12 protein-coding genes are annotated in these 16175 nt (G+C 34.1%); 9 read left to right on the top strand and 3 right to left on the bottom strand.

Translation table 11 applies throughout. The features are described 5' to 3' along the window. Positions 1-4: 4 nt before the first annotated feature. Positions 5-355: an ASCH domain-containing protein gene (locus GMB29_RS14155; protein WP_136354617.1), complete on the bottom strand. Its 351-nt coding sequence runs from the start codon at positions 353-355 to the stop codon at positions 5-7. Positions 356-592: 237 nt separating this feature from the next. Here GMB29_RS14155 and GMB29_RS14150 point away from each other — a divergent pair, with 237 nt between their 5' ends. Then, positions 593-979, top strand: a complete 387-nt coding sequence (locus tag GMB29_RS14150; RefSeq protein ID WP_227551341.1) for a YbaN family protein — start codon at positions 593-595, stop codon at positions 977-979. A 255-nt stretch (positions 980-1234) separates the two neighbouring features. Here the strand turns inward: GMB29_RS14150 and GMB29_RS14145 are convergent, their stop codons facing one another. Next, the gene (locus GMB29_RS14145) at positions 1235-1630 is read right to left on the bottom strand and encodes a (deoxy)nucleoside triphosphate pyrophosphohydrolase (RefSeq protein ID WP_136354615.1); all 396 of its coding nucleotides are present in this window, start codon (positions 1628-1630) and stop codon (positions 1235-1237) included. Between the two features lie 1364 nt (positions 1631-2994). Between GMB29_RS14145 and GMB29_RS14140 the strand changes: the two genes are divergently transcribed. From GMB29_RS14140 to GMB29_RS14120, 5 genes are all read left to right on the top strand, one after another. Beyond that, positions 2995-3885, top strand: a complete 891-nt coding sequence (locus GMB29_RS14140) for a LysR family transcriptional regulator (protein WP_136354596.1) — start codon at positions 2995-2997, stop codon at positions 3883-3885. Positions 3886-4078: 193 nt separating this feature from the next. Next, positions 4079-5275, top strand: a complete 1197-nt coding sequence (locus GMB29_RS14135) for a M20 family metallopeptidase (RefSeq protein WP_136354595.1) — start codon at positions 4079-4081, stop codon at positions 5273-5275. Between the two features lie 64 nt (positions 5276-5339). Then, positions 5340-6776 carry a YfcC family protein gene (locus GMB29_RS14130; RefSeq protein ID WP_227551339.1) on the top strand — a complete coding sequence of 479 codons (1437 nt, stop codon included), beginning with the start codon at positions 5340-5342 and terminating at the stop codon, positions 6774-6776. A gap of 52 nt (positions 6777-6828) precedes the next feature. After that, on the top strand, positions 6829-7749 hold the full coding sequence (locus GMB29_RS14125) for a M28 family peptidase (RefSeq protein ID WP_168733860.1): 921 nt from the start codon (positions 6829-6831) through the stop codon (positions 7747-7749). Then, positions 7703-8566 carry a hypothetical protein gene (locus GMB29_RS14120; RefSeq protein ID WP_136354591.1) on the top strand — a complete coding sequence of 288 codons (864 nt, stop codon included), beginning with the start codon at positions 7703-7705 and terminating at the stop codon, positions 8564-8566. The genes GMB29_RS14125 and GMB29_RS14120 overlap by 47 nt, the downstream gene beginning before the upstream one ends. 745 nt (positions 8567-9311) lie before the next feature. Here the strand turns inward: GMB29_RS14120 and GMB29_RS14115 are convergent. Beyond that, a complete protein-coding gene (locus tag GMB29_RS14115) occupies positions 9312-9626 on the bottom strand; it encodes a hypothetical protein (RefSeq protein WP_136354589.1) in 315 nt (104 codons plus the stop codon). A 350-nt stretch (positions 9627-9976) separates the two neighbouring features. Here GMB29_RS14115 and GMB29_RS14110 point away from each other — a divergent pair, with 350 nt between their 5' ends. The 3 genes from GMB29_RS14110 to GMB29_RS14100 are packed head-to-tail and all read left to right on the top strand — an operon-like array spanning position 9977 to position 15287. Then, positions 9977-12649, top strand: a complete 2673-nt coding sequence (locus tag GMB29_RS14110) for an ATP-binding protein (protein ID WP_136354588.1) — start codon at positions 9977-9979, stop codon at positions 12647-12649. An 18-nt stretch (positions 12650-12667) separates the two neighbouring features. Beyond that, positions 12668-13513 carry a CheR family methyltransferase gene (locus tag GMB29_RS14105; protein WP_136354855.1) on the top strand — a complete coding sequence of 282 codons (846 nt, stop codon included), beginning with the start codon at positions 12668-12670 and terminating at the stop codon, positions 13511-13513. Beyond that, positions 13479-15287 (top strand): PAS domain S-box protein, encoded by a 1809-nt coding sequence (locus GMB29_RS14100; protein WP_168733859.1) that lies wholly within the window; start codon positions 13479-13481, stop codon positions 15285-15287. Before GMB29_RS14105 ends, GMB29_RS14100 begins: the two co-directional genes overlap by 35 nt. Positions 15288-16175: the final 888 nt, after the last annotated feature.

The raw sequence follows: 16175 nt of genomic DNA, 5'->3' as shown, positions 1-16175 counted from the left end.
CCTGTTATTCATTTACTGGACTAAACTCATGAACCCATACTCTCATATGCGGAAGCCAAGGCATTCCAGGATGATATGACAAAATAGATTCCTTGTATTCTTCTACTGTATCGTAACCTTCCTGGTGTGCATGTTCATTAGTTAATTCGCCAAGTGATTGAGAATACACGCGATCCACTCTGAATTTTTTACCCTCTAAGATCCTAATTTCTCCTACATCAGCATATCTACCATTTCTGCGAGTAGCTGTTTTCTTACCCTCAATAACTTTTTTTACATCTGCTGGCATAGTTACAAGTCGTTCAATTGAACAAGTTTTTGGTGGTAGGCTATTATGTACATCGTGATTAGACATATAAAAACTCCCTTCATCATTATTCCTTAATACTATATCATAGGCTGAATAAGACTAGAAACCTAAGTGAGAAAGAATTTGATGCTTCTTAAAACACCATAGATCTATAATATGATAAAATTAAATTGATATATATAACTCTTATACTCTCTAACTATCAAGCCAAGTAAGTGGATCAAAAGGAAGCGGTTAAATCGTATAGGGTTGGGTCACTATTGATTAAAATGTAGAAAGTATGTGAAGACAATAATAAGGATTAGAAAAATAATTTATATTTTCCTTGGTTTCATTTTTATGGGTTTAGGGGTATTAGGTATTATTATGCCGTTCCTTCCTACAACTCCATTTTTACTTTTGGCGTCAGTATGTTTTGTCAGAGGTTCTAAGAAATTTGAAATTTGGTTTAAAGGAACGAGACTTTACAAAAAATACATAGAAGAATTTGTTGAAAACCAATCGATGTCATTAAAGCAGAAAATATCGTTGAATATATTTGCCGATTGTATGATCGCGATCCCGTTTATATTGACTGAGAACGTATTTTTAAGAATGGCACTAATCTTTATTGTTGGTTATAAATATTATTATTTCATTTTTAAAATTAAAACGGTAAAAGTAAGGTAGAAGATATATGTATTAATTGAAAAGATTTTGCTGAAACTTGCTAAGCTATTAATTAGGAAAATCATAACTTATAAACTAAAGTTTAAATATTTGTAGTTATTTTCTAGGATTAGTCGACTAGGTTTAGCACTATAGAATCAGTAAGCTTTGATTATAGTATGCAAATACAAATTTCGTATACGCATTGGAATTCCAAATAGTAGTCCATAATACTCTGAATGAAAAGTAGTTATTACTTCATTAATGAAGTAATGACTACTTTTCATTCATTAATTGCTTAACAGCAGGAAGATCAGCAGGAGCCCATATTAATGAGTTTAAATTTTCTCTTTTCAGCCAAATCAATTTTGAATGTTCGCGAGCAATCGGATATCCCTCAGTGATTGCACAACGAATACAAAACAAGTTAATAATAAACGGTTCGTATTCATGTGTGTTTATATGAAAAATATTTTGAGCTTCAATTTTACATTCTAATTCCTCACGTATCTCCCTTTCTAAAGCTGTGTAAATGTCCTCATTTTTATTAATTTTCCCACCTGGAAACTCCCACATATTTGGTAATGACATATCGAGAGATCTTAAAGCACATAATATTTCATTTTTGTCATTTTCGATGATGGCAGCGACAACTTTTACCGTTTTTTTCATAGGTACTCTCCAATCTATAAGATAAATTTTTAAGTTCTTACCACATTTTTCATTAAATCATTACAAAAGGATTAAATGAAAGAAAATAATAATAACAATATAAAAATTTTTGTTCTCAGACAAATAAGTCGTGACGTAAAATCACTTCAAACGTTGATTATCATTTTAAGTAAGTTAATTTCATCCAACTCAAATATGACAAATTATTTATTCCTTGTCACTACCAAGTGAGATCTCATAGCTAATATAACTCCATCTGCCTTTGTTAACATAGCCAAAAACAATTTATGCTTTTCAATATAACTAATCACAGCAAAATAGTTTTTAAAATAAATGACCTGATCTTAGTTACTCAATTAAAGGGCAAGATTGTGTTTGACTTTAATCGAAACTCTAAGTTAACAGTGTTAGAATGCCACCTCGCATCAGTTGATGTAGAACTAATCCTTGGTCTAATCCCTCGGAACCACCGGGTAGAAGCCGCAGTAAAACAAGGAGACTACAACGTGATAGAGTGGCTTCTTAATCTTCTTTCAAGCCCCTACGCGCACTCCCCCGAACAGGCTGAATACTGTTACACTGCCTGCGCCATCAACCCGTCCTTACCGAATCTTTTGCGGTACATGATTATAGAAGCATTAGGGATGATTCTTTCTGCTTTTCTACAATCACGTTGACACCTTGTCATAAAGCCTTCCTTTAGGCGTAATTAATCTACCAGAAAACTCATTAGCTTCATGCTCTTTAATTAATAATTCTGTATTAGATTTTATAAGGCTAGGTATTAAAAGAAGGTCCAACATAATATGACTATAGTAAAGTTAAGTCTTCTGTTTCTGGAGTGTTCATAGGGGGTGTCAAGTTATCGTTTTCTTTGAAAGACCCGGATATTTAACTTTGAATCACTTATCCAATGATAAGGGGGTAATCTCCTTACATCGGGGGTAAGGCATCAATTTTAAACCTTCTCGAGACCCTATTTCGATAGTTGAATTCAATAGAGGTAAAAGAGCTAAAAAAATATGTGCTTCTATAGCCGTTACAATCGCCGTCAGGCTAGAGAAGAGTCGTTGTAGAAACCAACTTTTCTTTAAAAATCCTTAAAAGAAGAAACGATAAAAATTTATATTAAAGAAATGTATACATCAGAAAAAGCTAAAAATCCTGTGATTAGAATCCAAATAGAAATTTTATAGCCAACTCTCAGAAAACTGACAATAGCAAGGATTGAAGCTATAATTGAAAAAACTATAGAATGTCAATTAAGAGTTTAATAAGATAGAGGGTCCATATATATGCCTCTAGAACAATTAGAAAAGACACTTATTAAATATCTTTTCGTGACGATAGGGTAGGTGAATGTTTTGGATGAGAAGGATTGTCTGATCTTGCAATATTTGTATGAAAACCCGAATTTAACAAAGGCTGCAGAGCGTTTTTATATGACGCAGCCTGCTTTGACGTATCGAATTCGGCAAATTGAAAAGGAGTTTCAGATTCTGATTTTCTCAAAGAATGGGAAAAACATTAAGATAACACCTGCTGGTGAATATATCGTCGGGTATGCAAAAAGAATGCTAACTGATTTGCGCAGGACGAAAGAGTATTTGTTAAATATGGGGAATGAGGTGCAAGGAAGTTTAAAAATAGGAGTGAGCAGCAACTTCGGGCTTTACAAATTGCCTTCGATTCTAGAATATTTAATGAACCAATATCCGAAAGTTCATGTGAATGTGGATACAGGCTTTAGTACGGAAATGATGGATTTGCTCATGGAAGGGGAGATTGATGTTGCAATCGTAAAAGGGGATTATAACTGGTCAGATCAAACGTATCTCCTCAATGAAGAAAATATTTGCCTTATCTCCAAGAATGAAATAGATTTAGATGAACTTCCTGAATTACCGATGATTAATCGAAAAGAACCAGCCGTATTAATGAAATATAAAAATGTTTCATCAAGTCCTCTAGATAAAAGCATCAATAGTTGGTGGGATGAACGATACGAGCAACCACCGCATATTACAATGCAAGTAGACAGTTATGAGACGTGTAAAGAAATGGTGAAAAAAGGGCTTGGGTATGCAATTATCCCAAGGGTATTTATTCACGAAAGTGATGAATTAACATGTCATAATTTAATCTTTAAAGACGGCCAGGAATTAAAAAGAAGAACATGGATGTTATTTCGCCAGTCATCCTTGCAATTAGCAACAGTCTCGACATTTGTTAATTATATTAAGAAAATATTTTAGTAGGAGAAGAGGACACTTAATGAGGTGTTCTTTTTTTGCTTTTGAAAAAACGGTTTGGATAAATTTGTATATTTAAACTATAAAAAAATTTTATAGATACCCAAAAAAACATTAATTTTACTTATGGTTTGTTGGAAAGTAAAATGAATAATCAAATAGTGAATTTTCTGAATTATAAGGAGGTTGTATATTTATGAATAGTGATGTTTTGGAAGGGAAAAAAATGATACAAGCAGCTGTTGATGCTCGTGACCATGAACTACGTGAATTGTCATTGAAGATTCATAGGAATCCTGAACTTAGCTTCCAAGAATATCAAGCGATGGAATGGTTGACAGAGCCTTTAGAAAAAGCTGGTTTTACAATTGAAAAAGGAATATCTAATCTGGAAACATCGTTTAGAGCAACATGGAAAGGACAACCTGGCGGACCTACTGTTGCCATATTAGCTGAATACGATGCCCTAAAAGGACTCGGCCATGGGTGTGGCCATAATATTATTGGAACGTCTGCAGTAGGTGCAGCGTTAGCATTAAAGGCTGCTCATCCGAATCTTCAAGGGGAAATTGTCGTTTTAGGTACACCTGCTGAAGAAGAAGGCGGAGGTAAAATCTTAATGGTTCAAGACGGGGTATTTGATGATGTTGATGTGGCAATGATGTGCCATCCGCAAAAACAATCAATGGTACTTCGTGGCGGACTAGCATGTGTTGATGCAATATTTAAATTTTACGGGAAATCTGCGCACGCATCTTCTGCCCCGGAAAAAGGAATTAGTGCTCTTGATGCAGTTATTAACACCTTTGTTACAGTTAACTCATTGCGACAATTTTTCAAAGATGATGTTAGGATTCATGGGATTATCACAAAAGGCGGAGAAGCAACAAATGTTGTACCAGACTACTGTGAAGCAGAATTTTTACTTAGAGCCGAGACTGTTGATGAACTGAATATCGTTCGTAACAAGGTTTACGCAGCTGCTCGTCATACTACTGAAGCTGTGGGTGCAAAGCTCGAAATAATAGAGGGACTAGTCTATGCGGAACGAAATAATAATAAAAAATTAGCATCTTTATTTAAAGAGAATTTGGAACTCTTAGGTGAAGAAGTCATTGAACCTCCCAAAAAAGGAGGGATTGGTTCGTCTGATATAGGAAATGTGGGTCAAGTTACAGCTACGATCCATCCGTATATCAAAATAACGGATGATGCAACGACCCATACTCCTGAATTTGTCGAAGCTGCAAAGTCAGAGAATGGCATGCAGGGTTTAAATAAGGCAGCGAAAGCATTAGCGATGACTGCTTATGATGTATGCTGCAATCCGGCTCATTTTCAAGCGATCCGAAATGAATTTGAAGAATGGAAGAAGAAAAAGCAATCTAAGTAGGAACAAGTTTGAAATAACCATTTCAGCAAAATCTTATGAAATCCTATGAAGGGTGGTTTTAATATTGAATACTAATTCTAAACTTGAACCGAAAGCAAAACCCACATCGAAATTAAAGAGCTTTTTTAAAATGCCCCATACACTTGTCATTATCGTTTTTATTATCTTAGTATGTGCGCTATTAACGTATATTTTACCAGCAGGTGAATTTGATCGAGTTGAAGATAAGGAAAAGGGTAACACTGTTGTTGTTGAAAATACGTTTCATTCCGTGGAGCAAAATCCTGTAAGTATCATCGATGTACCTTTAGCCATTGTTCAAGGGCTGACCAGTGCCAGCGATACAGTCTTTTTCATATTTATTATTGGCGGAGTGTTTCAAATTATTAATTCGACGGGAACGATTGAAGCAGTAACAGCAAGGGTCGGAAAAACCTTTATGAATCGGGGGCTCGTTATCATCCCTATTTTCTTGACGTTGTTTTCAGTCGGTGGATTTACGATGGGGATGTCGGCAGAGGTTATGGCGTTTGTACCAATCGGAATTGCTATAGCAAGATCGTTGGGATATGATGCGGTAACAGGTACCGCGATGGTCATGTTAGGTGCAGCCAGCGGGTTTACAGCAGGGCTCTTAAATCCATTCAACGTAGGAATTGCCCAATCGATTGCTGAGATTCCATTGTTTTCTGGAATGTGGCTGCGGGCTATTTTGTTAGTCATTTTATTAGTTGTTACAAGTACTTATATTATTCGCTATGCCAAAAAGGTGAAAAAAGATCCTACCCTTAGCTTATCTTATGAACTTGAAAAAGAAGAAGCGAAAGGAATAACAGATTTAATATCCTCTTTACCACAAATAAAAATAGCTCATTATTTAACAATCATTGCTGTGGTTGCAGGTTTCGGTGTCTTAATTTGGGGTGTCTCCAGCAAAGGCTGGTGGATGGAGGAGCTAGCAGCGTTTTTCTTATCATTAGGAATTATTGTTGGATTTTTAGCAAAGTATGGACCTAGTAAAATTGCAAGAGAGTTTGTTATTGGAGCAAAGGAAATTACATTTGGCGCCTTTATCGTCGGAATTGCCAAAGGGGTTGTTGTCGTCTTAGAGCAGGGCGCAATTATCGATTCTGTTGTTAATGGATTGTTTACTTCAATTGCTCATTTACCTACTCAGATTCAAGTTTTAGGAATCTATGTCGTGCAAAACCTCATGAACATTTTTATTACTTCTGGAACAGGACAAGCTGCAACGACAATGCCGATTTTAGTGCCGCTGGCTGATTTAATTGAAGTATCAAGACAAACAACGGTTTTGATTTTTCAATTAGGAGACGGCTTATCAAATTGTATCCTTCCTACTTCTGCTATGCTCATGGGGAGTTTAGCTGTTTCTAAAATTAAATATCAGGAATGGGTCAAATTTTTCTGGCCGTTGCTATTGATTTGGATTGTCATTGGAGCTGGATTTGTCCTGTTTGCAGATTTTATTCAATATTAAAAATTGTTACTTGTCTAATATGAATTCTGTACGTAAGCAAAGGGTGAAAAACTTGGATAAATATAAATTTAATCCTTCAGAATATGCTGAACTAATCCAATTGATTAATAAAGAACAATTGGATAAACATGCAAAAGCGTTGACCCAATGGGAACGATTAAGTGGTGAAAAAGAGGCAGAAATAGCTGCTGATTATATTTTAGAACAGTTAAACAAGTATGGCGTGTATCATGAGCGGTGTGAATTTGATAGCTATTTCAGTGATCCAATACATGGGGAAGTCAATGTGATTTCTTCGGATATAATTAGCTTAAAGGCAAAATCGCGATCATTTAGCCTTCATTGTCCAGAAGGTATCGCAGGAGAAGCCGTTTATGACTTCTATAGTGAAGAACGTTATAACAGCTGTACTGATGCAATTGATCGTTATACAAATTTACAAGGGAAGATTGTTGTCAGTTGGAATTTTTATGAGGATTACGTCAAGAAAATTCAGAGTGCTGGCGCGAAGGGATTAATTCATATATGGCCATCACATGAAAAGGTAATCCATGAAGAAACGGTTGGAGCAGTATGGGGAACGCCTACAATTGAAAATGTGGATCAGTTAACAAAAATACCTGTGGTTGGGATTACTTTTCACGATGGAATGCAATTATTGGAACGTATGCAAAAAGAAGAAATCAAAGTTGTCGTGAAAACGGTCGTACGGACCGGAATCAAACGAGTCAGTTTACCGATTGCTTCGATACCAGGTAAGACAGATCAATACATTTTAGTCTCAGGTCATTACGATTCATGGCATAAAGGTGCAACCGATAATGCTGGCGGTAATGCATTATTGCTTGAATTGGCACGGGTATTTTCAAATAAAAAAGGAGGTTTGACACGAGGGATCAAATTGGCATGGTGGCCCGGACATTCAAATGGAAGATATGCGGGCTCTACATGGTATTGTTCATTATTGGCATGAAATCAATGAAAAGTGCATTGCACACATCAATGTGGATTTCCCTGGAACCATGGGAGGGATCAACGTCATTCCAAGGTCAAGCTCCATCGAGGATCGAAGATTACTAGAAAACATTATTGCTTATTTTACAGGTCAAAAGCCAAATCATTTCGTATACCTCCCTCGCGGTGCAGACCAATCCTTTTGGGGGACGAATGTTCCGATTCATATTCAGTTTAAGTATGAACCTAATGAAGATGAAAAGATCTATCAAACACCTGGCGGTAATTGGTGGTGGCATACAGAGGAAGATTTGTATGACAAAATTGATTTAGAACTATTAGTTCGGGATACGAAGTTGCATACTTCGCTTGTCTATGAACTTACCAATTTAGCAATTATACCGCTTAATCTAACGTTATTTGTAAATAATAGCCGAAAAATCATCGGAGAAATTGACAGAAATTCAGATGACCAATTTGATTTTACACCGATTCATAAAGCGCTTGATTTACTAACTGAACAGGTAAAAACACTTTCGGATACAGAAATTGAACATGCTGATGCATATAACAACATGATAAAAGTAGTTGGTGGAACATTAAATAGACTAATGTTTTCTTATTCCAGCAAGTATGAATACGATAATACCTATCCATTTCAACCATATCCAGGTTTAGCAAAAGTGAGGAATATTTACTCAGGAAACGTATCATCAGAAGATTTTTTGTTTACAAAGACTTATTTTGTTAGGCAAAGAAATCGTTTTGTGAATGAAGTAAGAGAGGTATGTTGTAAGATTGATGATTATATAAAGAGTTTTTTCTGTGTTTCATAATTTGAGATTGGTTTAAATAATCATTATTTATTAGATAGGCTACACTTAGTTGGACTGTTCTTTTAAGGTCAGTAGACTACATATAATACATTTGAGGAGAATCTACAATGACTAAAAAAGAACGTTGAACATTTACTGAAGAATTTAAACAATAGATTCCAATTTTATTAACAGGGGATTTCAATACTAGTCCTAATAGGCTTCCACATCAAACACTAACAAGTGATGGAGCATTTGCTGATCTATGAGTAACTGCTCAAACCTGAATTAATGAAGATCTTGGCTTGGAACTTTCAATGGTTTTGATGATCCTACAGAGTGCGGACCGGAAAGACGACTTGATTGGATTTTTGCAAAAGGAAATGTCTTAACAAAAACTATTGAAATAGTAAATTTTTATAAAAAAGGCTAATTCCCAAGTGATCATTATCTTGTTATTGTTAATAAGTGGAAATGTTTTTTGATTTGTCTTTCGTACTTAGCTAGCGTGCTTTGGTTCATTGCCTAGCAACGGAGCAAGCGTACAATAACAGTTTTTTGTGATAATCGTAATGTTCAAAACTTGCTCTAAGATTTAGCAGCTCATAAATTGATAGTAAAGGTCACCATCAATTTATGAGCTGCTTATATATGTCAAGTCTGCTAACGAAATTCTACTATCAATTGTAAACAATTCACATTGCTTTTGGTCACATCGAATTACTAAAAACCTTAATAAACATATTTAAAGCACAAACTCTTTGTTTTAATCCACTTCTAGCAGCTCCCATTCAACCGAGGTAACAATTCTTGGGATGATATCGAAAGGTATTGTTCGTTCAGAATATGTATCATTTTGGTTCCCATCATAAAGAGTAAATGTGATACCCTGTTTCATCATTTGCGACTGCATAGAAAAATTTCTCTCTGTTACCTCATCAATTCCCATTCTAGAAAATTGTTGAAAAAGTTTCTCGTATGGCCCTCTTACTTGTCCTTTGTGATCAAACATCTCATCGTAAAATGAATGTTTAACATAATCTGAAAATATTTGTTTGTTTTTCACTGTAAGTACTGTCACCTTTTTATTCCTCCAAATTTTCATCTACAGTCACCCTAAACAATGTTATTTTTAGTTACATTAAGAACAACATTGTTTAGTATAAGGAGTCAAACTAGATAAGTATGTCGAAAAAAGGTCGGAAAATGTGTCGATTTTGTGTAGTTGTATGTTTTAGTAAATAACATGTTCCAAAATATGAGATTTAAGATTGTTAAATTAATGTAAATAGTTGATATTTTGTAAGAAAATATAACAATTGTTGTTATATTTTATAACTTAATAGTTTATAATTTATTTAATTGTTCAGAAAACAAATAAAATTCACTAATTAAGGAAAATCATGATGATACATAGAAGAGGAGGACTTGATGAGGTTTACAATTAGTAAAAAACTAATCATAGGATTTTTGATTGTAGCACTTTTCTTTGGAGCAACAAGCGGAATTTTTTATTATAACTTAAGTAAGGTGAACAACTCCTATTCTGATTTGATTAATCGACGAGTCAATATTTTAAATAATGCTAAAGATATACAAATATTAGCACACCAACAAACTAGTAGTTTAAGAGGGTATCTTTTAACAGAAAGTCCTGAGTTTATAACAGAGCTTCAGAATGCGAATGCTGAAATGAATATGTTAATTAATAAAACAAGCTCACTAGCTATTGAGCCTGAAAGTAAAGCTACTGTTTTAAAGTTAGGAGAACTTAATCAAAACTTTAATAATAAATATGAAGGTTTATTAATGATGTTTGAAGAAAATGCCAGTAAACAAGCAGCTTCAGAATATTTTAAGACAGATGTGCTACCTATCGGGACTCAGTTTTCTCCATTAACGAAGTATCTTACTGAACGACAGCAGCAATTGATGAATGAATCAAGAGTGGAAAATACCGAACATGTAAAACAAATGAAAAAGATGACTATTTTTTTCAGTGTACTAGCATTATTATTAAATATTTTGATTGGACTTATTATATCTAAGAATATTACAAATAATCTTACTAAAATTACAAGAGTTATCAAAAGGTTGACTACTGAATCTAACGCTGTTAAGCAATTGCCCCAGATTGAGGTAAAATCACGTGATGAAATTCAAGATATTGCTATGGCGTTTAATAATATGACACAATCCCTCAAGGAAAAAAGCTGGTTAGAAACAAGTATTGCAGAAATGGCAACTATGTATCAAGGAATTCATGATCTTCAAACATTGGGGCAACAATTTATTAATAAAATCACACCAATGATTGGAGCAAATTACGGTGTTTTTTATGCTAGACAAGGAACAGTAGAACAGAGGTTTTATACGATTGCAGCATATGCATTTAATGGACAAGAGATGGGGGCATCAAGCTTCCGTTTCGGTGAAGGAATTGTAGGACAAGCAGCCCTTGAAAAGCGGACGATTCATCTAACAGATATCCCTGAAAATTATATAAAAATTGCCTCTGGTGTAGGTGAAGCTGCACCAGCAAGCATAATTGTAATACCGGTTGAATTTGAAGGAGAAATTACAGTCGTAATTGAAATAGCATCATTTAAGAAATTTACTGCTATTCAAGAAACCTTATTACAACAAGTAGCTAACCAAATTGGGATCACAGTAAAAAGTGTTAATGGACGTATGCAAGTAGAAACTCTACTAATTGAATCGAAAGCATTAACGGAAGAATTGCAAAGTCAGTCTGAAGAGCTGCAGCTGCAACACGAAGAATTAATTAGTATGAATGAAAAGCTTGAAGAACAATATAAGAGGTTAGAGCAAAAAACGAACGACCTAAACAATACAAAAATAGAACTTGAAGAAAAGGCTTTACAATTGGAACTTAATTCGAAGTATAAATCTGAATTTCTTGCCAACATGTCTCATGAATTACGTTCACCGTTAAATAGCTTACTAATTCTTGCTCATTTGCTTACAGAAAATAAAGAAGGAAATCTAACAGATCAACAAGTTATTTTTGCAGACACAATATATAAGTCTGGAAATGAACTTTTACAGCTAATCAACGAAGTGTTAGATTTATCGAAAATTGAATCAGGTAAGATCGACATTTTTCCTAATAAAGTCAATTTGAGGGATGTCTGTCTTTTTGCAGAACGTCAATTTCTTCAACTTGCTAATCAGAAAGGACTAAAGCTATCAATTTCTATTGAGGATAATCTCCCGGAAAGTATTTGGACTGATCAGCAGAGATTGCAACAAGTAATAAGAAATTTACTTTCAAACGCTTTTAAATTTACAGATAAAGGCGAAATCACAATGCATATCCATAAAGCAAAGATCGATATTCATCCTGCGATTCATACGATCAAAACGATTTTGGCCTTTTCAATAAAAGATACTGGTATCGGGATCTCAAAAGAGAAACAATCGCTAATTTTTCAAGCTTTCCAGCAAGGAGACGGGACAACAAGTAGAAAATATGGTGGAACAGGATTAGGTCTATCCATTAGTCGAGAAATTGCTCACTTATTAGGCGGAAGTATTGATGTTGAAAGTGTTCCTGAAAAGGGAAGTACCTTTACACTATACTTACCAGTCTTCGAGAAAAATAGCTTGAAAGAAACAGATCCTCATAGATTAGAAGCGGCAACATCATTAGAGATTGTTGATGAAAACAAGGAGCAGGATATCACTTTACAAAAAGAAGATTCCTTGTTAAATGGTAAAAAAATTCTTATCGTAGATGATGATATGCGTAACATCTTTGCTATCACGACGGCACTCGAAAGTAAACAAATGACCGTTGTCTTTGCTGAGAATGGTAAGAACGGAATTAATGTTTTAAGACAAAATCCGGACGTTGATATTATTCTAATGGATATTATGATGCCTGAGATGGACGGATATGAAACAATACGTACAATTCGTAAGATGCCCGAATTCGAAGACTTACCAATTATTGCATTGACGGCTAAAGCCATGAAAATTGACAAAGACAAATGTATTGAAGCCGGTGCATCTGACTACATTAGCAAACCAATATTTTTAGATCAGTTACTGTCATTAATTCAAGTTTGGTTATACAGATAGGTGGTAACAATGGTTAAAATGATAACGAATGAAATAGAACCTAACGATCTTGAAAGAATCGAAATTGACTTATTATTAGAAGGTATTTATCGACATTATGGATTTGATTTTCGAAATTATGTGTTATCTTCGATACGCCGACGCATTTGGCATCGGATGTATACTGAAAATTTATCAACAGTTTCGGCGTTACAAGAAAAGGTACTACATGATCCATTATTGATGAAAAGTCTTCTGGAAGATTTCTCAATTACTGTAACTGAGATGTTCCGTGACCCTAGTTTCTACATAGCATTTCGAAAAAAAATTATTCCGATATTAAAGAAATATCCTGAGTTTCGGATATGGCATGCAGGTTGTTCTACAGGTGAAGAGGTTTATTCTATGGCTGTTCTTTTATATGAAGAGGGTATTTACAAGAATGCTAGAATTTACGCTACTGATATAAATGAGTCAGCATTAGAAACAGCTAAGCAAGGTGTCTTTCCACTAAAAAAAATGAAAATATACACTAAGAATTATTTACACTCTGGTGGGACTAAAGCATTTAGTGAATATTACACCGTCAAAGATGAGAACGCAATTTTTCATACTTTTTTAGGAGAAAATATTGTTTTTGCTCAACATAACTTAGCGGTAGACCACTCATTTAATGAGTTTCACGTAATAATTTGCCGAAATGTCATGATTTACTTTAATTCAACATTACAAAATCGTGTGCACGAATTGTTCTATAATAGTCTTGTTTTATCTGGAGTATTAGGAATAGGTAAGAAGGAAGATATAGCATTTACCAGCCACAGTATGTGTTATGAGGAGATGGATTCTAATGAGAAACTATACCGAAAAATGGATCAAGCCTGATAAAAAAATAAATATATTATTAGTAGATGACCGTCCTGAAAATTTACTAGTGCTTGAAAGTGTACTTTCCTCACCGGAATATCATTTAATTAGTGTTAATTCAGGAGAAGAGGCATTAAAGTATGTACTAATGTACGATATAGCGGTTATTTTACTTGATGTACAAATGCCAGGATTAGATGGATTTGAAACAGCAAAAATGATAAAGTCTCGTGAGAAATCAAAACAAATTCCTATTATTTTCATAACAGCTATTAGTCAGGCTTTAGAGCATGTTAAAGAAGGATATCATGCTGGTGCGATCGATTATATATTTAAACCATTCCACCCAGAAACATTAAAGATGAAAATTGAGGCTTTCATTAAAATTTACAAATACCAAGAACAAATTAAGATGCAAAATGAAGTATTGAATGTAATCGGTGAGACGTTGGAGGATACACTTGTTACATTTGATGAAACAGGCAGAATGGTAACAATTAACCCAGCAATTACAAAAATGTTTGGCTATACAGAAGAGGAATTAATTGGTCATCCAATTAAAGTTATTGTTCCGGATTTATCAAGATTTTTTACGAAATCAAAGAAACTAGGGAGAATTATTGAAGTTTCTGCTTCTCGAAAGAATAAATCCATCTTTCCTGCAGACATCCAAATAGGTGAGGCAAGCATTGAAGATCAACTTATTTATGTTTGTTCAATTCGAGATGTCACTGAGAGAAAACTGCTTGAGGAAGAACGTTTTCGTAAAATATTTGAAGCAACACCTTGCCTTGTATCGTTACAATCAGTAGTTGATTGGCGCTATATTAATGTAAATAAGAGTTGGTTAACATATTCTGGTTATAACGAATATGAGGAAGTAATTAATCAAACATCTGTATCTCTAAAATATATTTTTCATTTAAATGAAAGTGGTGAAACAGTTGTCGATATGTCAGATCTTCACCATCCTGTCCAGAGTAGTAGGATTAAATATCTAAACAAATCTGGAGAATTACGAGAAGGGTTATTGTCGACTGAGTATATGGATTTACACGGAGAAAGATGCCTTTTATCTGTCATAACAGATATTACTGAAAGAGTATTGGTTGAAAAAGAAATGGCTCGATTAGATCGTCTAAATTTGGTCGGTGAAATGGCATCAGGGATCGTTCACGAAGTACGCAATCCGATGACAACTGTTCGTGGATTTTTACAAATGTCTAAGGATTTTCCGTCACATGAGTTTATAGATATTATGATTGAAGAGCTTGATCGAGCACATAATATTATTACTGAATTTCTTTCTGTATCAAAAACGAACAGCGTTGAACGAATTTCAAAAGATCTTAATGAAATTATCGAGCTCTTGTTTCCACTAATCCAGGCGAAAGCCCTGTACTCAGATCTTCAAGTGCATCTTGATTTGAATTTATGCCCTGTATTACAAATAAATGAAAGGGAAATCCGACAATTAATCTTAAACCTTGCACTTAATGGACTTGATGCAATGTCAGCTGGAGGTACATTGACAATCAAAACATTTCAAGAAGATAATGAAGTAATTTTGGCTATACAAGATGAAGGTTGCGGAATAAAGAAAGAAGTTATAGATAAAATTGGTACACCTTTCTTTAGTACTAAGAAAGATGGCACAGGTCTTGGTTTATCGATTTGTCATAAAGTTGCTTCTGAACATAACGCTACAATTAAGATTAATACGAGTAACCAGGGGACAACATTTTTTGTTCATTTTATCATTAAAGGAAACCAAGTTAATGTGGTATCATAATCCATATGTCAATCTTTAGTGATAAACTTTAAAGAATTAGATGGAATTTTATATAAAATTATAATTTCATTGTTTTTATTATGTAAAATAATGAGAACTAACCAATCAATAGAATGACTAAGCCGCTAATTAAAAAAGCACTGCCTAAGGCGTGCTTTTTTGAGTTCCTTTCCTCTATCAGCTTCGAAAAATAAGTACTCTTCATCTAAATTGGATTTATATTTGCTTTCAAATTTAATCGTGAAGAATTGTTAATGTGTGTGATAAAAATATGGTTCGTAACTTTTATATATAAGTGATTCGAAAAATCGTACTATTTTGATTTATGCTAATAAAGAAACAGTTTGGAATGCTATACTCATGAGGAAAATATTTCTCAATGCTATTCACCTGGGTACACTTGAGATATTCCCAGCTTGAAAGTTAGAGAAAAAATGTCACTTTTACTTAATGCCTAGCATCCAGAATAATCTAACTGAACAACTTCCTATGACAGCAATAATACAAAATTAATCGTGAATTTACTATTTATTTTGACTCGCAACAAATTCAGATAACCTTTCTATTAGCTGGAGAAAGCAATAGAACAAGAGTGACAATTAAGGGAAAGAGATCCATAATATGTAAACATTTCATAATCAAATACTTACATATAGACCATTCAAGTCACGCTCACGGAAAGTGTATCTACCAAAACGATCCGAATCCTTTTGATAACCAATTTATTTTCATTCTTTAATCGTTGAGTTGACTTCCAAAAAAGTGAATAAATTATTAAAAAATCAAAGAAATAATAACAAAAATAAATTGAAAGTGTGCAGTGAAGTATCCATCCCTAGATTTTTCAAGAAAGGAAATGTACAATATATAATGCGGAAAGTGTAATTA

The organism is Metabacillus sediminilitoris (assembly GCF_009720625.1).
Lineage (GTDB): Bacteria > Bacillota > Bacilli > Bacillales > Bacillaceae > Metabacillus > Metabacillus sediminilitoris.
The sequence above is the reverse complement of the archived record's forward strand: the minus strand, read 5'-3'. Positions and strand labels throughout refer to the sequence as shown.